Annotated in this window: 24 protein-coding genes; 14 read left to right on the top strand and 10 right to left on the bottom strand. The window is 63.0% G+C overall.

From position 1 onward, the window contains the following. Nucleotides 1-83: 83 nt before the first annotated feature. Nucleotides 84-773 carry a gamma-glutamylcyclotransferase gene (locus JG743_RS22035; RefSeq protein WP_244672859.1) on the bottom strand — a complete coding sequence of 230 codons (690 nt, stop codon included), beginning with the start codon at nt 771-773 and terminating at the stop codon, nt 84-86. A 186-nt stretch (nt 774-959) separates the two neighbouring features. On the opposite strand from JG743_RS22035, the gene JG743_RS22030 reads away from it, so the two are divergent. Next, nucleotides 960-1,448 carry a YybH family protein gene (locus tag JG743_RS22030; protein ID WP_244672858.1) on the top strand — a complete coding sequence of 163 codons (489 nt, stop codon included), beginning with the start codon at nt 960-962 and terminating at the stop codon, nt 1,446-1,448. A gap of 90 nt (nt 1,449-1,538) precedes the next feature. Here the strand turns inward: JG743_RS22030 and JG743_RS22025 are convergent, their stop codons facing one another. From JG743_RS22025 to JG743_RS22015, 3 genes are read right to left on the bottom strand one after another with little or no spacing between them, the layout of a single operon-like run. Then, nucleotides 1,539-3,833, bottom strand: coding sequence for a xanthine dehydrogenase family protein molybdopterin-binding subunit (locus tag JG743_RS22025; protein WP_202292850.1), 2,295 nt, complete (start codon nt 3,831-3,833; stop codon nt 1,539-1,541). After that, nucleotides 3,830-4,813, bottom strand: coding sequence for an FAD binding domain-containing protein (locus JG743_RS22020; protein ID WP_202292849.1), 984 nt, complete (start codon nt 4,811-4,813; stop codon nt 3,830-3,832). Before JG743_RS22020 ends, JG743_RS22025 begins: the two co-directional genes overlap by 4 nt. After that, the gene (locus JG743_RS22015) at nt 4,810-5,310 is read right to left on the bottom strand and encodes a (2Fe-2S)-binding protein (protein WP_202292848.1); all 501 of its coding nucleotides are present in this window, start codon (nt 5,308-5,310) and stop codon (nt 4,810-4,812) included. Before JG743_RS22015 ends, JG743_RS22020 begins: the two co-directional genes overlap by 4 nt. A gap of 269 nt (nt 5,311-5,579) precedes the next feature. Here JG743_RS22015 and JG743_RS22010 point away from each other — a divergent pair, with 269 nt between their 5' ends. Continuing rightward, complete coding sequence (locus tag JG743_RS22010) at nt 5,580-6,215, top strand: TetR/AcrR family transcriptional regulator (RefSeq protein WP_202302826.1); 636 nt, start codon at nt 5,580-5,582, stop codon at nt 6,213-6,215. Nucleotides 6,216-6,235: 20 nt separating this feature from the next. On the opposite strand, the gene JG743_RS22005 is transcribed toward JG743_RS22010, so the two are convergent. The 3 genes from JG743_RS22005 to JG743_RS21995 all read right to left on the bottom strand — a co-directional run bounded on the left by JG743_RS22005 (nt 6,236) and on the right by JG743_RS21995 (nt 7,843). After that, a complete protein-coding gene (locus JG743_RS22005; RefSeq protein ID WP_202292847.1) occupies nt 6,236-6,445 on the bottom strand; it encodes a hypothetical protein in 210 nt (69 codons plus the stop codon). 144 nt (nt 6,446-6,589) lie between these two features. Then, nucleotides 6,590-7,402 carry a class I SAM-dependent methyltransferase gene (locus tag JG743_RS22000; RefSeq protein ID WP_202292846.1) on the bottom strand — a complete coding sequence of 271 codons (813 nt, stop codon included), beginning with the start codon at nt 7,400-7,402 and terminating at the stop codon, nt 6,590-6,592. A gap of 168 nt (nt 7,403-7,570) precedes the next feature. Then, entirely contained in the window at nt 7,571-7,843 is a 273-nt protein-coding gene (locus JG743_RS21995; protein ID WP_202292845.1) for a hypothetical protein, read from the bottom strand. 182 nt (nt 7,844-8,025) lie between these two features. On the opposite strand from JG743_RS21995, the gene JG743_RS21990 reads away from it, so the two are divergent. The 5 genes from JG743_RS21990 to JG743_RS21970 all read left to right on the top strand — a co-directional run bounded on the left by JG743_RS21990 (nt 8,026) and on the right by JG743_RS21970 (nt 12,363). Further along, nucleotides 8,026-9,030 carry a LacI family DNA-binding transcriptional regulator gene (locus tag JG743_RS21990; RefSeq protein ID WP_202302824.1) on the top strand — a complete coding sequence of 335 codons (1,005 nt, stop codon included), beginning with the start codon at nt 8,026-8,028 and terminating at the stop codon, nt 9,028-9,030. 85 nt (nt 9,031-9,115) lie between these two features. Further along, complete coding sequence (locus JG743_RS21985; RefSeq protein ID WP_244672857.1) at nt 9,116-9,895, top strand: 3-methyl-2-oxobutanoate hydroxymethyltransferase; 780 nt, start codon at nt 9,116-9,118, stop codon at nt 9,893-9,895. 8 nt (nt 9,896-9,903) lie between these two features. Beyond that, nucleotides 9,904-10,911: a sterol desaturase family protein gene (locus tag JG743_RS21980; protein ID WP_202292843.1), complete on the top strand. Its 1,008-nt coding sequence runs from the start codon at nt 9,904-9,906 to the stop codon at nt 10,909-10,911. 115 nt (nt 10,912-11,026) lie between these two features. Beyond that, nucleotides 11,027-11,974, top strand: a complete 948-nt coding sequence (locus JG743_RS21975) for a substrate-binding domain-containing protein (protein ID WP_202292842.1) — start codon at nt 11,027-11,029, stop codon at nt 11,972-11,974. A gap of 74 nt (nt 11,975-12,048) precedes the next feature. Continuing rightward, the gene (locus tag JG743_RS21970; RefSeq protein ID WP_202292841.1) at nt 12,049-12,363 is read left to right on the top strand and encodes a MocE family 2Fe-2S type ferredoxin; all 315 of its coding nucleotides are present in this window, start codon (nt 12,049-12,051) and stop codon (nt 12,361-12,363) included. Nucleotides 12,364-12,403: 40 nt separating this feature from the next. On the opposite strand, the gene JG743_RS21965 is transcribed toward JG743_RS21970, so the two are convergent. Further along, nucleotides 12,404-12,697 (bottom strand): hypothetical protein, encoded by a 294-nt coding sequence (locus JG743_RS21965; protein WP_202292840.1) that lies wholly within the window; start codon nt 12,695-12,697, stop codon nt 12,404-12,406. 277 nt (nt 12,698-12,974) lie between these two features. On the opposite strand from JG743_RS21965, the gene JG743_RS21960 reads away from it, so the two are divergent. Together JG743_RS21960 and JG743_RS21955 are read left to right on the top strand one after the other, a co-directional pair. Next, nucleotides 12,975-13,874 (top strand): VOC family protein, encoded by a 900-nt coding sequence (locus JG743_RS21960; protein ID WP_202292839.1) that lies wholly within the window; start codon nt 12,975-12,977, stop codon nt 13,872-13,874. 31 nt (nt 13,875-13,905) lie between these two features. Beyond that, nucleotides 13,906-14,508, top strand: coding sequence for a sulfotransferase family protein (locus JG743_RS21955; protein ID WP_202292838.1), 603 nt, complete (start codon nt 13,906-13,908; stop codon nt 14,506-14,508). A 78-nt stretch (nt 14,509-14,586) separates the two neighbouring features. Here the strand turns inward: JG743_RS21955 and JG743_RS21950 are convergent, their stop codons facing one another. After that, nucleotides 14,587-14,817: a hypothetical protein gene (locus tag JG743_RS21950; RefSeq protein ID WP_202292837.1), complete on the bottom strand. Its 231-nt coding sequence runs from the start codon at nt 14,815-14,817 to the stop codon at nt 14,587-14,589. A gap of 113 nt (nt 14,818-14,930) precedes the next feature. Continuing rightward, nucleotides 14,931-15,233: a hypothetical protein gene (locus JG743_RS21945; RefSeq protein ID WP_127391386.1), complete on the bottom strand. Its 303-nt coding sequence runs from the start codon at nt 15,231-15,233 to the stop codon at nt 14,931-14,933. Between the two features lie 235 nt (nt 15,234-15,468). On the opposite strand from JG743_RS21945, the gene JG743_RS21940 reads away from it, so the two are divergent. The 5 genes from JG743_RS21940 to JG743_RS21920 all read left to right on the top strand — a co-directional run bounded on the left by JG743_RS21940 (nt 15,469) and on the right by JG743_RS21920 (nt 22,943). Further along, nucleotides 15,469-16,611 carry a helix-turn-helix domain-containing protein gene (locus JG743_RS21940; RefSeq protein WP_202292836.1) on the top strand — a complete coding sequence of 381 codons (1,143 nt, stop codon included), beginning with the start codon at nt 15,469-15,471 and terminating at the stop codon, nt 16,609-16,611. 396 nt (nt 16,612-17,007) lie between these two features. Then, nucleotides 17,008-18,723, top strand: coding sequence for a putative bifunctional diguanylate cyclase/phosphodiesterase (locus JG743_RS21935; RefSeq protein WP_244672856.1), 1,716 nt, complete (start codon nt 17,008-17,010; stop codon nt 18,721-18,723). Nucleotides 18,724-18,883: 160 nt separating this feature from the next. Beyond that, complete coding sequence (locus tag JG743_RS21930; protein ID WP_202292835.1) at nt 18,884-19,405, top strand: ubiquinone biosynthesis methyltransferase UbiE; 522 nt, start codon at nt 18,884-18,886, stop codon at nt 19,403-19,405. Further along, a complete protein-coding gene (locus JG743_RS21925; RefSeq protein WP_202292834.1) occupies nt 19,402-20,580 on the top strand; it encodes a class I SAM-dependent methyltransferase in 1,179 nt (392 codons plus the stop codon). Before JG743_RS21930 ends, JG743_RS21925 begins: the two co-directional genes overlap by 4 nt. After that, a complete protein-coding gene (locus JG743_RS21920; protein WP_202302820.1) occupies nt 20,577-22,943 on the top strand; it encodes a SpoIIE family protein phosphatase in 2,367 nt (788 codons plus the stop codon). The genes JG743_RS21925 and JG743_RS21920 overlap by 4 nt, the downstream gene beginning before the upstream one ends. Nucleotides 22,944-22,945 lie beyond the last annotated feature (2 nt).

Here is a 22,945-nt window from a genome sequence, read left to right as displayed (position 1 = left end):
GGCGGGATTCTTTTGAGAGACGCCGTCGGGACAGCACCCAATTTGCGCTCCCGCTACCTCGGCGCGCGGGATGCCGCACCCGGTCACGGATGCGACGAAGTAAGCTTGTCTGCAACAAGCGACTGCAAGCGCCACAAGTTGCGATCCCGAATGCCCAAGGCCTCCAATTGCGAGATTGTGTTGTGAAGATATTCTGCGCACGACCCTGCGTGGCCACAGGCTCTTGCCAAAATGCCGGCCGTCTCATCCAGGGTAAGGCCTCCCATATAGTTGCCTCCCTTTCGGTTGACGACGAAGGCAATGGCTCGAACGAGCCCTTGAGATGTCTGAACCTGCAGCCAGCGGTAGCCGTGGGTGAACGGCTTGCTGGACGGCCTCACCGGCATTTCGCGCCGGACAAGTTTTCCGAGTTGGGCCTCAACCGTGTCCTCCGCCAGCCGTAGGGCCATCCCCCTGCACTGGCCTCCCCGGTCGAGCCCCATCATCAGGCCTGGCTGGTCGACAGTTCCGCGCCAATCTCGCATGCGAATACAGAACGAACGGTGCCACCCCGGCACTACGCCCGCACGTTCCTCCACGTGCTCCACGGCGGGGTTCCAGAGAAGTGAGCCATAGGCGAAAATCCACACATCCCGTCCATCAGGACGCGTTGCCAACATTTCCCGAATGATGGCGTTCCACTCGGTTTCGGGATTGCGAACCAGATCCGGGGGCGGACCGGTATTCTCAATCGCGCGAATTGTACGCGCGACCAAATCAGCAGTCAGCGCCATCTGGCGTCGCGCTCGCGGCATACCTCTCGAACCCCACGTGAAGTTCAACAAACCCGTGCAGCAATACTACTGCTGCTGCCGATGTTGGAAAACCACTCTTTGGCGAGTCGTCGCGAGCCACCGCGGCCAACCACTCTTGGGCAAAGCTGACTGGCAGTCGGCCCGTCACGGCTCCCAAGCCAATCCGTGACCCAGCCGTCGGCGCATCCGCAGGCGCATATTGCCAGCGGCGACGTTTGCCCCACCTATTTCATCGATGATCCGCCCGCCACGCGATTGCAGGGAGGCAAACCAATGACCGAAGACGAAAGCGCGATCCGGCAGGTGGTCGATGCCTGGATGGCGGCGAGCCGGAAGGGCGATCTGGAGACCGTGCTCTCGCTGATGACCGACGACGTGGTCTTCATGGTTCCCGGCAAGGAACCGTTCGGCAAGGAGGCCTTCGCCGCCGCCTCAAGGGCCATGGGCGAGACGAAGATCGATAGCTCGAGCGAGATCGTCGAACTCAAGCTGCTCGGCGACTGGGCCTATATCCGCAACCGCATCGACCTGACGGCAACGCCGGCGGGCGGCGGGCCGGTGCGGCGGTCCGGCTACACGCTCACGCTGCTGCGCAAGGAAGGCGATGGGCGCTGGCGGTTGGCACGGGATGCGAACTTGCTGGCGAGCGTCTGATCTCCCCAAGTGAGGTGTGATTTGCTGAGACGCCGGCAGGACAGCACCCCCGCTGGCTTGCCGGCCAGGGGGGGGTGTCTCGCGACAACTTCAGATCACCTTCTCCAAGGTAATCGGCAGATCCCTGATCCTCTTGCCCGTGGCATGGAACACCGCGTTGGCGATCGCCGGCGCGACGCCGACGATGCCGAGCTCGCCGACGCCCTTGCCGCCGAGCGCCGAGGAATGCGGGTCGGGGATGCCGACCGAGATCGTCTCGATGTCCGGGATGTCGGCATTGGTCGGGATCATGTAGTCGGCGAGGTTGCCGTTGACGATGCGGCCGTGGCGGCGGTCGACCATGCCTTCCTCGAGAAGCGCCTGGCCGATGCCCATGATGATGCCGCCCTTCCACTGGCTTTCCGCCAGCTTCGGATTGTAGAGCCGGCCGGAATCCAGCGCCGACACGACGCGCGAGACCCGCACAGCGCCGAAATCCTCGTCGACCCTGACCTCGACGAAATGCGCGCACCAGGAGTGGCGCGAATAGTCGCCCTCGGTGTGCGGGATCGACACGGCGATGGTGGTGTAGTTCTTGTAGCGCTCCTCAACCGTAGCGTTCGCCGGCAAGGTATCGCCCTTGGCCTCGATCCGTTCACGACCGACGGCGGACAGAAGTTCGGCGATAGGGATCTCGGGACCGTCGCCGCGCGGCGAGGCGATGCGACCGTCTCTGACCACCAGCGTGTTCGCCTGCAGGGCATGGAAGGGCGAGCGCGGATCGGCGATCGCCAGCCCGATCAGCTCGTCCAGCGCCTGGCTCGCCGCCTTGTAGACCGCGCCGGTCATGACGCCGGCAAGGCGCGAGCCGCCGGCGACGCCGGCGCGGGCGAAGTGCGAGTCGCCGAGCTTCACCGACACATGCTCCACCGGCACGCCGAGCGTCTCGGCCGCCGTCTGCGCCAGGATCGTGTAGGTGCCCTGACCCATGTCGATGGAGGAGCTTTCGACCTCGACCGAACCGTCGGCCAGGATATTCACCACCGCCTCGCCATGGGCGCGCCGCACCGGATAGGTGCCGGCCGCCACGCCCCAGCCGATCAGATGATGGCCGTCGCGCATCGAGCGCGGCTTTGGCGGGCGCTTCGCCCAGCCGAACGCCTCGGCGCCGGCGGCGAAGGCCTCGCGGAGCTGGCGCGTCGACCACGCCTTCCTGGCGTGCGGATCCTGTTCGGCATAGTTCCGCAGCCGGATTTCCAGCGGATCGATGCCGACCTCATAGGCGAGCTCGTCGATGGCGCATTCGATGCCGAAGGCGCTGGGGTTCTCGCCCGGCGCGCGCTTGGCGCCCGGCACCACGGTGTTCACACGCACCACATTCTGCTTCGAGGAGAAGTTGGGCGTGGCGTACATGATCGAGGTGACGGAGCCGAGCGGCTCGACCCACATGCCGTCGACGGCGGTCTCGTTGACGCCGCGATGCACGATCGACTGAATCTTGCCGTCGCGGTCGGCGCCGATCGCCACCGTCTGGCGGGTCGCGGCGCGGCCGCCATAGGAGGTGAAATTCTGCGGCCGGGTCAGCACCAGCTTGACCGGCCGTCCCAGCATTTTTGCCGAGGCCGCCGCCACCGCGCTGTGCGCCAGGGCCAGCGCCTTCGAGCCGAAGCCGCCGCCAATATACGGCGAGACCAGCCGCACATCCTCGAACGGGATCGCGAACCATTCGGCATAGGTGCGCGCCATGCCGTCCAGCCACTGGCTGGGCTCCCAGATGGTCAGTTCCTCACCCTGCCAGCGCGCGATCAACCCATGCGGCTCCATCGCCGTCTGGAATTCGCGCGGCGTGTTGTAGGCGGCGCAGATGCGCACGGGCGAGGCGGCGAACACGGCCTGCGCGTCGCCCCACTCCTTGGTCATGGCGTCGATCGGGATGCCGTCGCCGGCCTTGGGGTCGCTGAGGTCGACGATCGCCGGCGTCTCGTCATAGGTCACCTTGACGAGGGCGGCCGCCGCCACCGCCTGTTCGAAGGTCTCGGCCACCACGGCAGCTATATGCTGGCCGGAATAGGTGACCGTGCGGGCAAGCGGTGCGTATGTCTTCTGCGTTGGCGGGTTGCCCAGCCAGTCCGACGCGCCTTTCAGCTCCATGATGGTGTCGGGCGTCAGCACTAGCAGCACGCCGGGCGCGGTTTCGGCCGCCCGAGTGTCGATCGCAACGACCGTGCCGGCGGCGATGGTGCTTCCCACCATCACCGCGTGCGCCAGTCCTTCGAGCTGCTGCTCGACCGCGTAGTGCGCGGCGCCGGTGATCTTGGCCGGGCCGTCGACGCGCGACAGCCGCCCGCCGATCGCTTCGAGGCGGGCGCCGTCCGAGGCTGCATGCTTCATGTCATGAACGGTCATGCCGTCTCTCCCAATTTGAGGATGGCTCTAGCTGCGACGCGCGGCGCGAGCTCGATCTTGTAGTGGTTGGCGCCGTGGTCGACGGCGCCCTCCATGGCGAGTTCGCTCGCCCTACGAACGGTGGCCTCGTCGAGCAGCTTGCCCTTCAGCGCCTCCTCGACTGCCCGCGCCCGCCACGGCTTCGTCGCGACGCCGCCGAGCGCGACACGAATGTCGCGGACGGTGCGGCCGTCGCTCTCGAGCTCGAGCCCGACCGCAGCACTGGCCGCCGCGAATTCATAGGACTGCCGGTCGCGCACCTTGAGATAAGTCGAGCGCCGCGCGGTGGCGGAGCCCGGGATCTCGATCGCCGTGATCACCTCGCCGGGGCGGATGTCATGCTCACGCTCGGCGGTCGCGCCGGGAGCGAGGAAGAAGTCCTCGACCTTGAGCTTGTGCTCGCCGAGATGGACCTCGGCGTCGAAGGCGACAAGCGCGATCGCGAGGTCGCCCGGATAGGTGGCGATGCAGGCCTCGCTGGTGCCGAGAACGGCATGGCCGCGCGTCACCCCGCCGATCGCCGAGCAGCCGCTGCCCGGCTCGCGCTTGTTGCAGGCCGGGAAGTTGGCGGGGTCGCGGAAATAGGGGCAGCGCGTGCGCTGCATCAGGTTGCCGCCGATGGTCGCCATGTTGCGGAGTTGCGCCGAGGCCGCCTGCCAGAGCGCTTCCGACACGGCCGGGAAGCGGCTCTTGATCTCGGTATGGTCGGCGACATGGCTCATCTTCGCCAGCGCGCCGATCACGGCGCGGCTGGCGGTGACGTCGATGGCGTTGAGCCCCTCAATATGGCTGATGTCGATGACGGTCGCCGGCTCGGCGACGCCGCATTTGGCAAGGTCGACCAGCGTCGTGCCGCCGGCAAGCAGCATGGCGCCGGGAAGGGCGGAAGCATTGCGCGCGGCCTCGATACTATCGGCGCGGACGTAGGAAAAGTCCCTCATGACCGGAGCTCCTGTGCTGCCTGGCGGACGGCGGCGACGATGTGCGGATAGGCACCGCAGCGACAGAGATTGCCGGCCATGTATTCGCGGATCTCCTCGTCGGACCCCGCATGGCCCTCGCGGATGCAGGCCACCGCCGACATGATCTGGCCGGGCGTGCAATAGCCGCACTGGAAGGCGTCCTGCTCGAGGAAGGCGGCCTGGACAGCGCCGAGCGTGCCGTCTTCAGCCGCCAGCCCCTCGATGGTGGTGATGTTGCGTCCCTCGACCTGCGCCGCCAAGGTCAGGCAGGCAAGCACGCGCTCGCCGTCGACATGCACGGTGCAGGCGCCGCACTGGCCTTGGTCGCAACCCTTCTTGGTGCCGGTGAGGTGGAGCCGGTCACGCAGCGCGTCGAGCAACGTCACGCGCGGCTCGACGTCGAGCGCATGGGTCTCGCCGTTGATGGTCAGATGGAGGGAGAGGGTGGTGGAACTGGTGGTTGATTGGTCATTCATGGGGCGTCGGGCTCCAATTGCTGGACGCTAGGCGGATGGAAATGGGGCTTGGGAGGACAGGGGCAAGGGATGAGGGTTGCGGGAGGGCGGCCTTTGCTTTCGGGCGAACGGCGCCGTGTCTCCACCGGCCAACGGAACTTTGCCGTTCTCGAACACGTGACATACCGCTTCCCCTGATTATATGATAAAGCTGCTCCACTAAAGCGGAGGCACCTCCGTTTATTAACGTGGGGGCTGACCCGGCCGGGTTCAAGCCCCATATTGTGAGTGTGGAGAAAAAACTGTCCGACCAGCCGTCAACGACCGCCGAAAAGCCCGCCGCGCCGGCGCCAAAGCCGTTGCGCGCCGACGCCCAGCGCAACCGCGACAGGCTGGTCGAGGTCGCGGCGCAGGCTTTCGCCGAGGCCGGTGTCGATGCCTCGCTTGAGGAGATCGCGAAACGGGCAGGGGTCGGCATCGGCACGCTCTACCGGCATTTCCCGACCCGCGAACATCTGGTCGAGGTGGTCTACCGCCGCGAAGTGGAGGGGCTCTGCCAGGCCGCCGACGAGCTTGCAGGCCTGCATCTGCCCGATGTCGCGCTGGAGCTCTGGATGCAGCGCTTCGTCGATTACATCGCCACCAAGCGCGGCCTGGCGACCAGCCTGCGCCTCCTGCTCACCACCAACTCGACGCTGTTCTCCGATACGTCCGGGCGTGTCTCGCAGGCGCTGCGTGGCCTGGTCGAGGCGGCGGTTGCTGCGGGAACGATCCGCGCCGACGTCGATGCCTCCGATGTGCTGCATGCGCTCGGCGGCATCTACTCCGCGCCCAACACGCCCGACTGGCGCGATCGCTCGGGGCGGCTGGTCAAGCTGTTGATGGATGGGTTGCGGTTCGGGGCGCGGGAGAAGATGCCCCGATAGCCGGGCGCGCCTCGACAGGCCTATCGTCCCAGCGGTTGCTTCGACAGCGAGAGAAGTTCTTCCTCGTCGCTGATGCCGGCCATGTAGTTGGCAAGGATGCGGGACGCCAGGCCCTCGAGGCGGTCAGGCGAATCGCTTTCAAGCTTCAGCCGTTCGAAGACCCTTGCCAGCAAAGCCAGTTCGGATGGATCGAAAATACCCGCGTCCTGAGCTTTTCGACGAATTGGCATGACGCCTCCCAAGCAGACGTTTTCGCAAGGCCATTGCAACGCGCCCCCGTCGAGACTGCGAGCGCGCGGTTAAGAAAACATTAGCCATGCAAAAAGTTCCAGTGCGGTCGAAAAGGGCCGCATGGAGAAGGAGGGCGCTTCCCCCTACGCCACAGCCACAATCACATGCGCCTGGATCTTGGCGGCAACCGCGCCGCTGCCGTGCTTGTCCTTGATCATGGCTTCGGCGTAGTCGGTCGCGGCCTGCAGTTTCCCCGCGTCCCTGGCCACGATCTCATTGCGAAGCAGCGTTCCCTGGCAATAGGCGACGGCCGGAAGGCGCGGCGAGGCTGCACGGCTTTGCTCGGCCCTCGTCTCGATCACCACGTGCGAGAAACCCGCGTCCTCCAGCTCTCGACGGATCAGCGCCTTGTCGTGGTAGCCGTGCGGCGTGCGCGCCAGGAATCGCGGTGGGTCGTCCGGGAAAATCATTGCCAGGGCATTGGTCACATCATCGGCAAAGACATTCTCCTCAATGCGATCCCAGACGTTGAACAGGAAACGCCCTCCGGGTTTCAGGACCCGCCTGGCTTCGCGGTAGCCGGCCGTGCGGTCGGGAAAGAACATCGCGCCGAACTGGCAGCAGACGAGATCGAAGGCGGCATCTTCAAACGGCAGCCCCAGCGCATCCGCCTGGCGCCATGTGATGCGGCTGTCGGGAGCTTGCCGCGAGGCGGCGTGGTCGAGCATCGGCTGGTTGAGGTCGGTCACGACATAGGTGGTGGCGGGAGACAGTTTTGGCGCCAGTGCGCGGGTGACAACCCCGGTTCCCGCGGCGGTTTCCAGAACCGCGCCGGGCGACAGGGACGCTGCCCGCCCTGCTAGGTCCGCTGCGTAGGGCTCGAAGATCAGTGGCACCATATGGCGGTCGTAGTTTTCCGGAACAGAGCCGGCAAACACTTTGTCCGTTTCCAGCATTGCCGTCCCTCGCGGTGCATTCGATTGCTCGCGAGGCTAGCATATAATTCTTTGTTTCGGCTCGATTTTCGACCGAAAGGCATCCGACGCCATATGCGGCTATGCCGGACCTATCTCGCCTGATCCAGCTTGCTTCGTTGAGCGCGCCGCCCGAAGCCAGCGCCCCGGCTATCCCTTTTCTTCTACCAGGATCACCAGCGATTCCGGTACGACACCGTCAAACTCCATGGCATCGGCGGCTGCTTTACTCTGCATCAGCGCCGCAAGCTTGTCCATGTCGGGGACGTCCATCATCACAGCCACCCTGTTCGGGTTCTGCGGATCGACGAATGTGCGGATGTTGGTGATCCCGAGCGGGGCGAAAATCTCCTTACGCTTCGGCGATGTCAGCCAGTGCTTGGCGCCTTTCGTGATGTTGTGATGGCCGATGACCGTTGGCATTTCAGGCCCTCCCGAGGGTGATGCCCGACGGGGTCGAAATCGCCCGTCTGGCGCAATTTCTGCGAGCGCCAATCAGCGCCGTTTCCAATGGGCTGTCAATTAGCATTTGCTGATGGGACGGCACCTTCTCCCGCAAAGGCAGAAGGATTAGGCTGCGCGTCGCTGCTGCCGGGAGCCTGCCTATTCCAAAACCCACCTTCCTCGAGATCGCCCGCCGCGCCGGCGTCGGCACCGCGACCGTCGAGCGCGTGCTGAACGGCAGGGGCGGGGTGCGCCCGGCGACCGTCGAGAAGGTGGTCGCGGCGGCACGCTCACTCGACTATCCGCGCCGCCTGCCCGAGGCGCATCGCGGCGTCATCCGCATCGAGGTGATCCTGGTCAGGCCGGACGCCACCTTCTTCGCGCGGCTGTCGCGCGCCTTCGAGCGCATCGCCGCGACGCTCGACCGAACCATTGCCGTCCACCGCACCTTCCTCGACGAATCGAACCCGGCGGCGATCGCCGCGCGCATCCTCGATCCGGAGATGCGCCGAGCAGCCCTCATCCTCGCAGTGCCCGACCATCCGCTGGTGAGCGCCGCCTTGCGCAAGCTCGAGGCGGAAAACATCCCGACCGTGCAGATCGTCACCCAGATCTCCGGCACCAGGAGCACCTATGTCGGCATCGACAACTACGCCGCCGGCCGCATGGCCGGCCTGCTGATGGCGCGCATGCAGCGGCAGCCGGGCAAGGTGGCCGCCGTCTGCCACAGCCATATCTACCGCGTCCACCGCGACCGGGTTCGCGGCTTCTTCGACTATCTCATCGAGGCCGGCGGCGAGTTCGAGCCGGTGGCGGCGCTGTTCGGTTTCGACGACGGCGACCGCAACGCCGAGCAACTGCACGAGTCGCTGAAGCGCTGGCCGGACCTTGCCGGCCTCTACAATGCCGGCGGCGCCAACACGGCGCTGAACGAGGTGCTGCGGCGCCACCCGCGCGGCCGCGAAATCTTCTTCGTCGGCCACGAACTAACCGAACGCAGCACGCGCGCCTTGCGCGACGGCACGATGGACGTCGTGCTCGACCAGGCGCCGGAGGCGCAGGCCAGGCGCGCCATCGACCTTGTGCTGGCGGCGCTGAACCTGCACGACCTGCCGGTCGACAACCCGCCGATCCGCTTCGTCACCTTCACCGCCGAGAACCTTTGATCTGATTTGATCAAGGAACGAGCGGCGCTCCGCCGGTCGCGGTGTTATCCCGACACAAACGGGAGGACATCACGTGGCGAGAAGATTGACGGCCTACGATTTGCAGAGCGCCAAGGGCAGCCGGAAATGGCTGCAGCTGCATGTCGACACGCCGGCCGAGGCTTCCGCCGCGGTGGCCTGCGACATCGTCATCCTCTCCTGCGAACCCGACCACAATCTGGAATTGATCCGCCAGGCGGCACCCTTCGCCTTCCTCTCCGTCGGCATGCCGCATGGCGCGGTCGCCTCGCCGGATGAGGCGGTGCGGCTCGGCTTTACCATGATGAAGCGCGGCGCCGATGCGGTCTATTGCTCGCATTCGCCGCGCTTCATCGAGGCTATGGCTGAGGAGGGCATCCCGGTCACCGGCCATGTCGGCCTGGTGCCGAACCGCGCCACCTGGACGAATTTCCGCGCCGTCGGCCGCACGGCGGAAGAGGCCTTCAAGGTCCTGCGCGCGGCAAAGGACATCGAGAATGCCGGGGCCGCCTGCATTGAGGTCGAAGTGGTGCCGGTCAGGCTCGCCGAGCACATCACCCGCTCGACCCCGCTGATCACCATGGGCATGGGCTGCGGCAGCGCATGCGACACGCAGTACCTGTTCTCCTGCGATGTGCTCGGCACCCATGCCGGTCACTATCCGCGCCACGCCAAGCGCTATGCCGACTTCGTCACGCTGGAGGCCGAGCTGCAGGAAAAGCGCATCGCCGCCTTCCGCGCCTTCGGCCGCGACGTTGCCGGAGGCGCCTACCCGGAAGCGAAGCACCAGGTGGACATGGACGATGCCGCCTACGACCGCTTCCTCACTCTCTCTCAATCCCTGTGAGATCAGCCATGGACGACCTGCAATACGGCACGCGCAACAAAAGGGGCGACTGGGCTCCGAACGAACCGGCCGGGACCGCGCCGCTCTTCGTCTTCCCGCCGCGCCCGCTCGCCTTACTGAAATGGCTGCCGAGCTATTTCCTGCCCTACAATGTTCTATTCGCGCTCTCGGCCGTGGCGTGGTGGCATTTCGTGCTGCCCGACGCCGTGGTGATGAAGACGCTCTCCGTCGGCTGGATCCTGCGTCTGTTCATCGTCAACTGCGCGGCGCTGCTCGTCTTCTTCGGCGTCTTCGAGCTTCGACTCTACATTTTGAGAGCCCAGGGCAACCGCTTCAAATACAACGGCAAATGGCCATCGGAACAGAAGAGCAAGGCCTTCTTCTTCGAGAACCAGAACCTCGACAACATGCTGCGCACCTTCGGCACCGGCATGCCGATCTGGACCACGATCGAGGTCGCGATCCTCTACTCCTACGCCAACGGTTATGTGCCGTGGCTGACCGTTGCCGAACACCCGGTCTACCTGTTCTGCCTGGCATTGCTGGTGCCGATCATCCACGAGACGCACTTCTACCTGCTGCACCGGGCGATCCATTGGCCGCTGCTCTACAAATGGGTGCATTCGGTGCACCACAATTCGGTGAACCCGTCGCCCTGGTCGTCGCTGTCAATGCATCCGGTGGAGCAGTTCGGCTATCTCGGCGTCGCGCTCTGGCACCTGGTCATCCCGTCGAATCCGCTGCTTGCGCTCTACCAGCTCCACTACGCCGGCTTCGGCGCTATCCCTGGCCATGTCGGCTTCGACAAGGTCGAGCTTGGCGAGAACACGAGCGTCGATAGCCACGCCTACATCCACTATCTGCACCACAAGTATTTCGAGGTGAACTACGGCGACGGCCTGATCCCGTTCGACCGCTGGCTCGGCACCTTCCACGACGGCAGCAAGGACGGCGAGGCCCGCATGCAGGCCCGCTACGAGAAGAAGAAGGCGCGCGCCAACGCTGCCGCCAAATGATGCCCGGTGAATGCCAGGTGAGATGGCCTTTGGCCATCCACCCAAGCCATCCCGCAAGGGCCGGAAGAACAGAAGAGGGGTGAGCCGGCACTCCATCCGCAAAGGGAGGAAACCCGTGAAGAAACTTCTGCTCTCGACGGCGCTCGCCGCACTGATCGCGATGCCGGCAAACGCCTTCGCCGCCAAGATCGGCGTCTCGATCGTCAATTTCGACAACAATTTCCAGACTCTGCTGAGGAACGGCATGCAGGCCCGCGCCAAGGAAATGGGCGCCGACATCCAGGTCGAGGATGCGCAGAACGACGTCGCCAAGCAGCTCGACCAGGTGAAGAACTTCATCGCCAGCGGCGTCGACGCCATCATCGTCACACTGGTCGACACCAATGCCTCCAAGACGCTGAGCGAAGAGGCCGCCAAGGCCGGCATCCCGCTGGTCTTCGTCAACCTCGAGCCGACCGACATGGCCAAGCTGCCCGAGAAGCAGGTCTATGTCGGCTCGAACGAGGTCGAGTCCGGCACGCTGGAAGCCTTCGAGGTCTGCAAGATGCTGCGCGCCAAGGGCAAGTCGGCAGGCGCCAACGCCTACATCGTCATGGGCAGCCTGGTGCACCAGGCCGCGCTCCAGCGCACCAAGGACGTCGAGCAGATCTTTTCCACCGACATGTGCAACTTCATCAAGGTGATCGACAAGCAGTCGTCGGAATGGTCGCGCGACAATGCGCAGAACCTGATGACCAACTGGCTGACCGCCGGCCAGGCGCCGGATGCCGTCATCGCCAACAATGACGAATCCGCCATCGGCGCCATCCTGGCGCTGAAGGCCAACGGCATCGACATGAAGAATGTCGTCGTCGGCGGCATCGACGCCACGCAGGACGGGCTGCAGGCGATGAAGGCGGGTGACCTTGCGGTAACGGTGTTCCAGAACGCCAACGGGCAAGGCGGCGGCGGCGTCGATGCCGCGCTCGCGCTCGCCAAGGGCGACAAGGTCGACCGCGTCGTCTACGTGCCGTTCGAGCTGGTCACGCCGGCGAACGCTGCCGAGTACATGAACAAGAACTGATCCCAGGACTGGCCCCGGGGCGGCAATCCGGCCGTCCCGGAGGCCCGCCGCGATCGAATTTTACAGGGGAGAAAATGACCAGCTGGATCAGGGCCTGCGGCCTCGACGACATCGAACAAGAAGGCGCCCGCCGTTTCGACCATGGCGGCAGGACCTACGCCGTTTTCCGCTCGCCCGACGACGAGGTGTTCTGCACCGACGGACTCTGCACGCACGAGGCGGTCCACATCGCCGACGGGCTGGTGATGGACTACGAGGTCGAATGCCCGAAGCACGCTGGCGCCTTCGACTACCGTACGGGGGCGGCCAAGCGCCTGCCGCCGTGCATCAACCTGCGCACCTATCCGGCCAAGGTCGAGGCGGGTGAGGTGCTAGTGGAGGTGGGGTAGGGCTCCCCCTTTCCCACAAGGGGAGAAGGGTCGGTCGCCGCTAAATCCCCGATCCGTCCAGCACCTCGTCGCCCTCCCACGGGCTCGGCAGCGAGCCGCGGCCGGCGGTGGGCAGCGGCATCCAGCATTTCAGTTCCGGCTCGGCATATTCGACCACGCGGCCCGGCTGGGAATCGGAGGAGCGCCAGCCTTCTTCGCCATGCTGGTCGGCGCGCGACCAATAAGCCATGTCGACCTCGGCCGGTCCCTGCTCGGTCGGCCGCACGGTGACCAGGATCCGGCTGCCATCCCTCGGCGCGCTCGACATGTGACGCCAGCGATCGGGCTCGTCCATTCGCATCTCCTCCTGCATTCTGCCCGCCATCGTGCGGCGCGGCGGCGGCTTCCATTCTTGTTCGTTTTCCGCCGGAAGGCCACCCAAGATCGAATGGACCGCCGAACTTTCGGTCGCTTACCGCATCCTGTCCTTTGTGACGGTACATCGGCGGCAGTAGGGCAGCGGCCACGCCTCGGCATCACGTGGCGCAGCCTGTCTCCTTGATCCCTGATTCTCCTACTGCCCTACTGCCTTTCCCCAAGACAGCCATATCATTCACAGCTAATATTTCCCCATGAACGAAGGACTGCTGGCGGGCGCCACGCATCTCGGGCCGGTTCACCTGAGGGTGGTCAACATCGCGGCTGCCTTGCCCGTCTGGCGCGATGCGGTCGGGCTCGCGCTGCTTGGCGAGGATGACGCGGTGGCCGGGCTTGGCGTCGACGGCAAGGCGCTGATCGTGCTGCATGAGGGCGCTCAGTTCGTGCTGCCGCAGAAGGCGCGCGATCTCTTCCATGTCGCCATCCATGTCGTGACGCGCCGCGACCTCGCCCACGCCGCCGCGAGGCTCAAGGCCTCCGGCCTCAGATACAGCGCCCAGGACCATTTGATCTCGGAATCGCTTTACGTCTCCGATCCGTCGGGCAACGGCATCGAGCTCTGCTTCGACACGCCCGAACGCCTCGCCAGCAGGGTGGAGACGGCGGACGGTCGCGTCTCGCTGATCGCCACGGACGGCAGCGCGCATTCCGGGCTTGAGCCGCTGGATGTGGGCGCCTTGCTGCGCGATCTCGGCAATTCCGGCCATGTCGAGCCACGGCTGCCGGCGAACGCTTTCATCGGCCATATCCATATGCGCGCCCGTTCTCCCGAAACGCTGATGACGTTCTATGTCGATGTGCTTGGCTTTCGGCCGCACATCCAGTCGAGATCCTTCGGCCTGTTCGACTGCGGCACCGACCGGCGCCCGCACATGGTCGCCTTCAACATCTGGGCGCGCGACGAATTGCGGGAACCGCCACCCGGCGCTGGCGGGTTGGAGCGCTTTACGGTCGTGCTCGCAGGCGCCGACGAGCTGGCCGCGGTGGCGGGGCGGCTCGGCCAGGCGGGCGTGCCCTTCGCCGAGGCGGGCGGCACGCTGGCCTGCGCCGATCCGGAGGGCAACCGGTTGCTGATGATGACCGCCGGCACCTGACACGCTTTGGTCTGAACGGGGAGGGGCGAAAATGTCGATCAGGGTCATCGGCACGGGCTTTGGCCGGACGGGAACGGATTCGATGCGCGAGGCGCTGACGATCCTCGGCTTCGGCCCCTGCCACCACATGTCCGAAGTCATGGCCAAGGAGGAGCAGAAGCGACTGTGGCGCGCGCTGGCGAAAGGGGCCGCGCCCGACTGGAACGCGCTGTTCTCGGGGTACAATTCCTGCATGGACTGGCCGTCGGCGCACTATTGGCCCGAGCTGATCAAGGCCTATCCGGACGCCCGCGTCATCCTCACCTGGCGCTCGCCGGAAAGCTGGTGGGAGAGTTTCGAGAAAACCATCCTGGCCGGCATCGGCCAGATCGAGGACCAGGATGCGCTCGGCCTTACCCTGATCGCCAGCCAGGTGTTCGCCGGCCAGCCGCATGACCGCGCACATGCGATTGCCGTCTATGAAGCCAATGTCGCCGCCGTCATGGCGACCGTGCCGCGCGAGCGCCTGCTGGTCCACCGGCTGGGCGACGGCTGGGAGCCGCTCTGCGCCCATCTCGGCGTTCCCGTGCCCGACGAGGCCTATCCCAACCGAAACAACACGAAGGAATTCCGCGCGGCGTTTTCGCTGAAATAAGCATCAAGCTCTTCAGGCGATAGCGAGATTGACGCAATTCCGGACGGAAAGCCGCTGCGCACTTTTCCTGGAATTGCACTAGTGCGCGGTTCCAGCGACCTTTTGCCATCGGGACCTGACCACCTCCAGCAGTTCACGCTCGGTGGTGTGGACATTTCGAAAGATGGCCACAACCATCTCCGCCAGAATTTCCGTGTCCGGCCCCAAAGGGTCGAGATGTTCATCCGCGCAGACCTGATCGAAGACGCGTTCGCAAATAGCCAGATCGTGCGGGCTGAAGCAGGTGTGATTGAAGTGCCGACGCGGCATTTGAGCGAACCTTTGAGGGCCCGCCGCCCGTGCTCGCGGCGGGCTTTTACTGGGGAATCGCCGAGGCGATGAAATGCCCGAGTAACAATATCGGCAACAGTATTGTCATACGACTACTCGGGCCCCGGCAGCTGCATTGTCAATAACCCCAAGATCTGCGCGCACTCGCGAGCCTTGTACTGCCCGGCAATCATCAACTGATAGTAATCTCGCCGCTTTTCTTCGGGGACGCGAAAGCCGCGTCGAAATGCGGCCGCCTCCTTCGGGGTCCTGGTGCAGCCGAGCTTACTGGCGCTGACCTTTAAACTCGCCAGAGAGCACCCGATCCTGGCCGCGATATCTTTCAAGGGTTCGTTGTTAAAGTACCCGTCAAGAATGATCTTGCGGCGAGCTTCCGCTTTGAGCTTCGCGTTCATCTCATAGCCTCCTCAACTACGCTTTCACGATGCCGGATTCTATACGCACCAGGTTGAAGAGTGTCGTTATCGTCACATCCATAAACTTGTCTCGGAATGCATTTCTTACCGTAATCCTGCGTGATGATGGCCGCTTCTGTGGACTTGGGTTCCGCCAGTCTTGCCAAGTGCCTGTGGTACACCACATGATTGACGTGGGCGCATGGGTATACCGGATTCGGATAGGTACCCTGCGATGGATGCGAAGAAGCAGGACGAGGCGAGCGCGAGGCAGGTGCCGGAGCGCGATCGACGTCGTTGGCCGCGCGAAGCGCAACCTCAAAATGAGGTTGTCACTTCACTTGCGCCGGCGCTCGAACCTTTGCCATTTTCAACGCGCGAACTGGCGCCGAAGGACCAATTCACCGCCTGGCAGGCGCATGTGGCACCGCTTGTCGAGGTCAGGTTGCCGGATGACAAATCGCTCGACGACGGCTTTCCCGCCGACCATACGGCTTGGAACTTCGGCGGCATGCTGATCGTTCAACAGCGCGCACCGGCGCATAGCTATGTGCGCTCCGCCGCTAAGCTTCGGTCCAGCTCGATCGATCATTGGTATATCGCTTCGCCACGTACTGGCCGGTCGTGGACGGAGGTCGATCGCCGCGTTGCGGAAAACCAGCCGGGCAAATTGGAGATCAGATCGCTTGGCTACCCGTTTCGCGGCAGGACAACGGAATCCGAAAGCCTCTTTCTCTATTTGCCGCGCGATTTGTTCGCCGATGCGACGGGAACCCTGGACGCAAAGAACAATTCAATTCTGTCCGGCAACTTTGCCAACCTCTTGCTCGACTACCTCAACAGCATAGAGGCAAGACTGCCCAGTCTCACGGCTGACGATCTGCCTCGTATCGTGCACGCAACACGCAGCATGATCATTGCCTGCCTCTCGCCCCAAGCGGAACATGCAGCAGCCACCGAACAATTGGTGAGTGTCGCGCTGATGGAGCGAGCGCGTCGATACGTCCACAACAATCTGGATGCGGCTCATCTGACGCCGGATTCAATGTGCCGGGCGCTCGGTGTCTCGCGCTCCCGTCTCTATCAGTTGTTCGAACCGAGCGGTGGTGTCCTCCACTACATACAAAGTCGCCGACTTCTGGCAGCCCATGCTGCGCTTGGCGATCCGGCGGACAGCCGGCGCATTGTTGATATTGCGGAAGCTGTCGGGTTTAGCTCGGCGGCCAATTTCAGCCGGGCATTCAGCAAGGAATTCGGTTACAGCCCCCGCGAAGTCCGAAGTTCCGTGGCGTTGCCGCGCCTCGCCCAGTCTGTCTCGCTTGCTGAACACGACAAGGCCCCGTCCTTTGAAGGCTGGCTCAAAGCGCTCGGAAGCTGAGTCCAATGCATGTCGCCCAAAAGTGCGCAGCGGTTTTGGGAGAACGACATGCATAAAACTGGCGCATGTCGCCCAAAACGGGCTTGCCGGGGCGGGGAGGCTGCTTCGCCTCATGGCGCACAATATTTCGAATCGCCACCATCGCGCCGTCAGTCACATAGCTAAATTCCCGCCGATTTCCGTTTATTAACGAATCGTGACTGTTCATCGTTATCGATAACTTGCCGCCAATCCCAGCGCAGCATGCATCGCAATTGCGCCGTATGCGGCGCTTGTTAAGACAACGAGCTGAAAGTTTTGCCAAGCTTGACGGTTATGCTATTTCTAAACTGGGGGACGCAGACATTTCACCGCCTATGGAGGTGGCTCTTGCGGCCAGAGGCATCAGGCGTCGGTATGGAGAGCGAGGGGCCGTCCTCGAGCGATGTTCCACGCGCTGGCGATGCGGTTCTCCCTGACCTTTTGGCGAACACGACCGAACTCTTGTCGTTCTATGATCGCGACTTCCGCCTGACGCACTACGCAGCCAGCCTCAAAGGCATATACGGAAGCGCGGTGGCGCTGGGCGCCGCCATTTGGGAGATCTACCCGAGCTTCCTCGATGCGAGCTGTCGCGACGAATTTCTTCGGGTATTCCAGGGTGGTTCTCCGGCAAGCATCGACTTGCCGCGATCGGCGGGCGAGGCGCCCCGGTCCGTTTTCGTCTTCGGCACTGCAGATGGTGCGGGAATCATCGAATCAAGGGAGCGCGGCGGGCGGAGCGCAGCGGATGAGCAGGAGCATGTAATTCTGCTCCATCAGGCGACGCACGACGTGCTGACCGGACTGCAGAACCGGCGGCGATTCGGCGAACGGCTGCAGCAAGCACTGACGGCCATCGGCGGATCAAAGCCGAAGGTCGCCCTGCTGCAAATCGACCTCGATGATTTCAAAGCGGTCAACGACACGCTCGGCCATGGAGCAGGTGACGCGCTTCTTCAACTCGCGGCAGGTCGAATCCGTGACGCGCTGCAGGACGGCGAATCCGCCTACCGGTATGCCGGTGATGAGTTCGCTGTCATCCAATTGGGCAAGGAGCAGCCCGCGGAAGCCGAGCGCCTCGCCGGATCGCTGGTCAACGCGTTCAAGGAGCCGTTCGTCATCAACGGCATTCCTGTCTTCGTCGGCTCGAGTATCGGAATTGCTCTCGGGCCGGAGCACGGGACCGACGGCGAGCAGCTGATGAAAGCCGCCGACATTGCTCTTTATGCAGCCAAGACAGATGGGCGCGGCTGCGCTCGAACGTTCAACCGCTCGATGCTGCTCCTGCTCGAGCAACGCGAAAACCTGAGGCGCAGCCTTCGAACCGCGCTGGAGCGGAACGAGCTTTATCTCGAGTATCAGCCGCTCATTCGACCTCCTTCGTCGGTGATCGGTTTCGAAGCGCTGCTGCGGTGGCGGCACCCCGAGATCGGGATCATTCCGCCCGGCGTGTTCATACCGATCGCCGAAGCCGACGGCCTGATGGACGAGATTGGACGATGGGTGCTCGAGCAAGCCTGTCGCCAGGCATTGACCTGGCCGTCCTCGCTGACGGTCGCAGTCAACCTGTCGCCGGCTCAGTTCCTTAGCGGTTCGCTGACAGATACGGTCGCTCAGGTCATCGACGAAGTTGGTATCCGAGCCGACAGACTCGAACTTGAGATAACCGAGACGGTTCTTCTTGAGAAGACGATCGACAATATCGACACGCTAAACACTCTAAACGTCTTGGGAATACGAATCTCTCTCGATGATTTTGGAACGTACTATTCATCATTGAGCTACCTTAAGAATTTTCCATTCGACACTTTGAAAATAGACCAATACTTCATTGCGGATCTGGAGACCGACCTCAAAGGCCAGACGATCGTGCGATCGATCATCAATCTGGCGCACGGCCTGGGAATAAGCGTCACCGCCGAGGGGGTCGAGACGTCGGCACAGGCGCGGTGGTTGATCAAGGAGAATTGCGATTGCCTGCAGGGCAATTTGCTCGGCCGGCCGCTCGGTGCCGAGGCAACCAGCGATTTCATCAGGCGGTCTCCGCCGAAGGGGATACGGGCGATGGAGGGATCAAATCGGGCGGTGTAGCGCCTTGCACCCTTTGTAAAGTTGAGAGTGGTAAAACGATCGAGGCAGATACCGCGCAATTCTCGTCATGCGGGACTGGCTGATCTCGCGGCGGTCAATTTCGTCTCGGAGGTCATCGCGCCACCAGGGCTCAAATACGGATGGAATAAGGAGGACGCCGATGGGACCTGTTCATCATGACTTGGCTGGCGAGCCGAGTTTTGAGCCGATGATCCAGATCGATATGGAAATCAGAACATTTGTCTCCGCCTGGAGACACTGCGACTACGTCTCGACATATATGGCCCGCATGATCAGTCAGAATCGATCAGACTCGGTCCGCCATTCAAATCTCTTTTCCTCAGCCTTCAACGAATTGCTGGAAATCGCCTTTCGTACGCGCCATGCCGACGGCGAACTGGCGTGCAGGGTGTCTCGCCATGGCGCGACGGACAGGATCGAGCTGACATTTCCCTGCGTGCCAGAGGAACGCCAATTCTACGAGGAAGCGGTGTCGCAAGTCGCTGGCTTCGAGGCCAGGGAGCGATACCTCAATTCGGTTTCTGGGGATCTCGCGCCCAGCCGGGAGGTGGTCCTGCTGGAATTGGCTGTCGACTACAACGCGACACTCAGGGTCGAGGAAGCCGACGGCGATGCGATCACACTTATCGTGGATCTTCCGCTTGAGGGCCTGCAACATTGAGCCCTTACAACCTTCTCCCGCGCTTCAAGGCGCAATACGACGCCAACAACCAGGAGTTCTCCATATCGGGGGTGGTCCGGCCTCAGGCGATCGATGAGCTTGGGCCGAGCTTGGCAATGCTTCGTGATGCGATCGGTCGCGTGCGCGGCGTTTTCTATGTCAATGTCAGACGCCTGACGCAGATGAACAACGCTGCATTTTACGCCTTTGCGAGGATCATCATTGACGCCTGCCGCGCTCGACCCGATCTCAAATTCGTCGTCGTCACGTCAAGCGTCGTCGGATGGACCTCGCGAAAATTCGGCCGCTTGAGCAAAATCGAACCGAACATCACGGTCGAGGAGTATGACAGCCAATTCTATCCGGGGCAGGGCTTCCTTGAGGAAGGCGGGTTTGTTCCAATCCTGCGCACACAGACAAAGATGACCTGGCGCCACGAGCGCGCAATCTTGCCGCGACACGGCATGAGGCCCGGGATCGTCATGGCCGACATCTGTTGCGGGATCGGTGATTTCGCTGTGCTCGTGCAGAAGGAGTTCCAGCCATCGCGGATCGTCGCCCTCGACCACTCCATATCAAGCCTGAACTATGCCCGGCAAGTGATGCAGGAATTCGATATCCGGGGCATCGAATATACCTATGGCGATGCGTCGGAAATGCTGCTCGACGAAGCGCAGTTCGACCTGGTCACCTGCCGACATTCCCTTCAAATCTTCAATCGACCTGAACTTATCCTCAAGGAGCTCTACCGCATTTGCAAGCCAGGCGGGCGGGTCTACATTACCAACGAGAAGAATTCGCATTGCCTCGGCGAGCCACGCGCCGAAAGCATCCGTTGGACCTACAACGAGGTGGCGAAGCTGTTCGGGCATTTCGAGATGGATGTCGAGCTTGGGCCCAAAAGTAGGCGATACCTGATCGAAACCGGATTCGAAGACATCCGTGTCGAGACCTTCATGGTCACCAACCTGGACGGCGATCCACAGGACTTCGCCGATGTCATTGTAGCCTGGGCGGATGTCTATGCAGGCGAGATGGCGACCAGGCGCGGCGACGGACCGGAGTTCGTTGCACGGTTCCGGCAGGGCTTCCAGGACCACATTTTCGCGGCGTTGCACCCCAAGGGTTATGCGGGTTGGCCGATCTGGGTCGCATCGGGGCGGCGACCGCAATGAAGGCCGACGCTGAACCTACACCGCGCTTCGGTCTGCGCTCCTTTCGAGCGAAATTCGTATTGGTCGTTGGCGGCGCGGTGCTGTTCGACCTCCTGATGAGCGGTGGCCTGGCGCTTTGGAACGTTCAAAAGCTGTCGCGCGATGCCACATCGGAAGTCGGTGAGGGCCTGACCACCGCAAACCAGGAATACATTCGCTCCTATGCCGAGTCGACGGCGTTGAGTGTCGACCTGCTGCTCGATCGCGTTCATGGGGACGTCAAAGCGCTGGCCGGCGTGCTGCAGGCCCAGATCGACGACCCGACGAGGCAGCAGCAGGTCGGAGCGACGCTGTCGCATCAGGCGCCGGGCTCCGTGAAGATCGTCTACGACACTAAGGGCGATTGGGCGCAGAATCTGCCAGGCTCGCCATCCGTGGTAAGCGTCTGGGGCTACCTATTGGGCGCCGACCACAGTCCGCTGCCGGGCGTCCAGAAGGAAATAGAAGACAGTACCGTGATCGATCTCGTCGCGCCGACCCTCATGGCCAGCGGGGCGTCCAAACTGCAGATGTACTATATTGGTCCAAAGGAACGGCCGATCTTCAGGACGGTGCCCTATACCGACCAGGCACAGACCTTCGACAAGCTCTATCCAGGCCACAACAAGGCGGAGTTCTGGGAGTTCTTCTTTCCGGGTATCTATGGGTCATGGCAGCAATGGGCCACGGATCCAGCCTCACGTCCGGTCCCCGACGACATCACCCAGACCGCGCCTTACACCGATGCAATCACGGGAAAGCTGATCGTCAGCTTTTTCCACCCGCTGTGGACTCACGATCGCACCGGTATCGCCGGCACCGCGGGGGCGGACATCACGCTCGATCAGCTCGCGGAAGTCGTCGAACGTGTGAAGATCGCCGAAACCGGGTTCGGCTTCCTCACAATGTCGACCGGCAACGTGGTGGCGATCAATCCGTCGGGCCAGGCGATCATCGGCCTGACTTCATCAAGCGATGCGGGCACGCAGGGCGTCACCGGCCTGGAGAGGTCGCTGCGCGGCAGCACGCAGCCCGCCATCGCGTCGCTGCCTCTCGACCAGAACAATGACGGTGTCATCCAGCACATCATGCTCGACAACAAGGGCGAACGCGTCCCCTATATTGTCGTCCTCAAAAGATTGAAGCCGACCAATCTGTGGAGTTCGGGACCGATCAAGTCCGAAACGATGTCGGTCGGGATCGTCGTTCCCGAACGCGAGATCTATGCGTCCCTCGTCGCTGCGCAACAGAGTATTTCGCGCGCAACCAATCGTATCCTGCTCTTCCAGGTCGCCGCGATCGTCGTTTCGCTTCTGATTGTCTTTGCTGCCGTGCTGGGGATTTCGAAGCGGATCACCGCCGGCCTCAGGTCGCTTGCCAGCGCCGCCCAGCGGCTCCAGTCCAAGGACTATTCAGTGCGCGTGAGCATCCCAACGCGCGACGAGGTTGGAGCGGCCGGGGTTGCCTTCAACCGCATGGCTGAGGAGATCAGCTTCCACACGGAAAACCTCGAGCAACTCGTCGACGAACGAACCAGGGAGCTCGGCGACGCAAATCTGGAGATTTCCGCACTCAACGAAAAGCTGCGGGACGAGAACGTCCGCCTCGGTGCCGAGCTCGCGGTTGCCAGGCATATCCAGATGATGGTCTTGCCGAAACCGTTCGAACTCGAAGCGATTCCGGGGCTGGAGATCGCAGCCTACATGCGGCCGGCCGACGAGGTCGGCGGAGACTATTACGACGTCCTGCGCAACGGATCGCGGGTCAAGATCGGCATCGGCGACGTGACCGGCCATGGTCTCGAAAGCGGCGTACTGATGCTGATGGTCCAATCCGTTGCACGCGCGCTGCAGGAGACCAACGAAGCGGATCCGCACCAGTTTTTGAATCGGCTGAACAGAGCGATCTACAAGAACATCGAGCGGACGAACACCGACAAGCATCTGTCGCTGGCCTTTCTTGACTTTGAGGATGAGCGGGTAACGCTATCCGGCCAGCACGAGGACGTTCTCGTCGTGCGCGCGGATGGGGAAGTCGAACGTATCGATACGCTTGATCTGGGTCTGCCGGTTGGTCTGGAGAGTGACATCTCGCAGTTCATAGACACGCGTGACATCCGGTTCGGGAGCGGCGACGTGATCGTGCTGCACACCGACGGTGTGACCGAGGCGGAAGACCAAAACAAAAGACTTTTCGGGTTCGAGCGCCTCTCCCAGAGCGTGCAAAGACGTCACGGCAGCAGCGCCGAGGAAATCAAGACCGGCATCATCGACGATCTGATGGCCCATATCGGAATCCAGAAGATCCACGACGACATCACCCTCGTGATCATAAGGCACACCTAGGA

The sequence above is a fragment of the Mesorhizobium sp. 131-2-1 genome (assembly GCF_016756535.1).
GTDB lineage: Bacteria > Pseudomonadota > Alphaproteobacteria > Rhizobiales > Rhizobiaceae > Mesorhizobium.
Note: the sequence above shows the minus strand (reverse complement) of the source record. Positions and strands in the feature narration are given on the sequence as shown.

Coding starts and splice junctions, on each gene's coding strand:
- JG743_RS22035 (WP_244672859.1), bottom strand. CDS start 773: ATGGCGCTGACTGCTGATTTGGTCGCGCGTACAATTCGCGCGATTGAG.
- JG743_RS22025 (WP_202292850.1), bottom strand. CDS start 3,833: ATGACCGTTCATGACATGAAGCATGCAGCCTCGGACGGCGCCCGCCTC.
- JG743_RS22020 (WP_202292849.1), bottom strand. CDS start 4,813: ATGAGGGACTTTTCCTACGTCCGCGCCGATAGTATCGAGGCCGCGCGC.
- JG743_RS22015 (WP_202292848.1), bottom strand. CDS start 5,310: ATGAATGACCAATCAACCACCAGTTCCACCACCCTCTCCCTCCATCTG.
- JG743_RS22005 (WP_202292847.1), bottom strand. CDS start 6,445: ATGCCAATTCGTCGAAAAGCTCAGGACGCGGGTATTTTCGATCCATCC.
- JG743_RS22000 (WP_202292846.1), bottom strand. CDS start 7,402: ATGCTGGAAACGGACAAAGTGTTTGCCGGCTCTGTTCCGGAAAACTAC.
- JG743_RS21995 (WP_202292845.1), bottom strand. CDS start 7,843: ATGCCAACGGTCATCGGCCATCACAACATCACGAAAGGCGCCAAGCAC.
- JG743_RS21980 (WP_202292843.1), top strand. CDS start 9,904: ATGGACGACCTGCAATACGGCACGCGCAACAAAAGGGGCGACTGGGCT.
- JG743_RS21970 (WP_202292841.1), top strand. CDS start 12,049: ATGACCAGCTGGATCAGGGCCTGCGGCCTCGACGACATCGAACAAGAA.
- JG743_RS21965 (WP_202292840.1), bottom strand. CDS start 12,697: ATGGACGAGCCCGATCGCTGGCGTCACATGTCGAGCGCGCCGAGGGAT.
- JG743_RS21960 (WP_202292839.1), top strand. CDS start 12,975: ATGAACGAAGGACTGCTGGCGGGCGCCACGCATCTCGGGCCGGTTCAC.
- JG743_RS21955 (WP_202292838.1), top strand. CDS start 13,906: ATGTCGATCAGGGTCATCGGCACGGGCTTTGGCCGGACGGGAACGGAT.
- JG743_RS21950 (WP_202292837.1), bottom strand. CDS start 14,817: ATGCCGCGTCGGCACTTCAATCACACCTGCTTCAGCCCGCACGATCTG.
- JG743_RS21945 (WP_127391386.1), bottom strand. CDS start 15,233: ATGAACGCGAAGCTCAAAGCGGAAGCTCGCCGCAAGATCATTCTTGAC.
- JG743_RS21940 (WP_202292836.1), top strand. CDS start 15,469: ATGGATGCGAAGAAGCAGGACGAGGCGAGCGCGAGGCAGGTGCCGGAG.
- JG743_RS21935 (WP_244672856.1), top strand. CDS start 17,008: ATGGAGAGCGAGGGGCCGTCCTCGAGCGATGTTCCACGCGCTGGCGAT.
- JG743_RS21930 (WP_202292835.1), top strand. CDS start 18,884: ATGGGACCTGTTCATCATGACTTGGCTGGCGAGCCGAGTTTTGAGCCG.
- JG743_RS21920 (WP_202302820.1), top strand. CDS start 20,577: ATGAAGGCCGACGCTGAACCTACACCGCGCTTCGGTCTGCGCTCCTTT.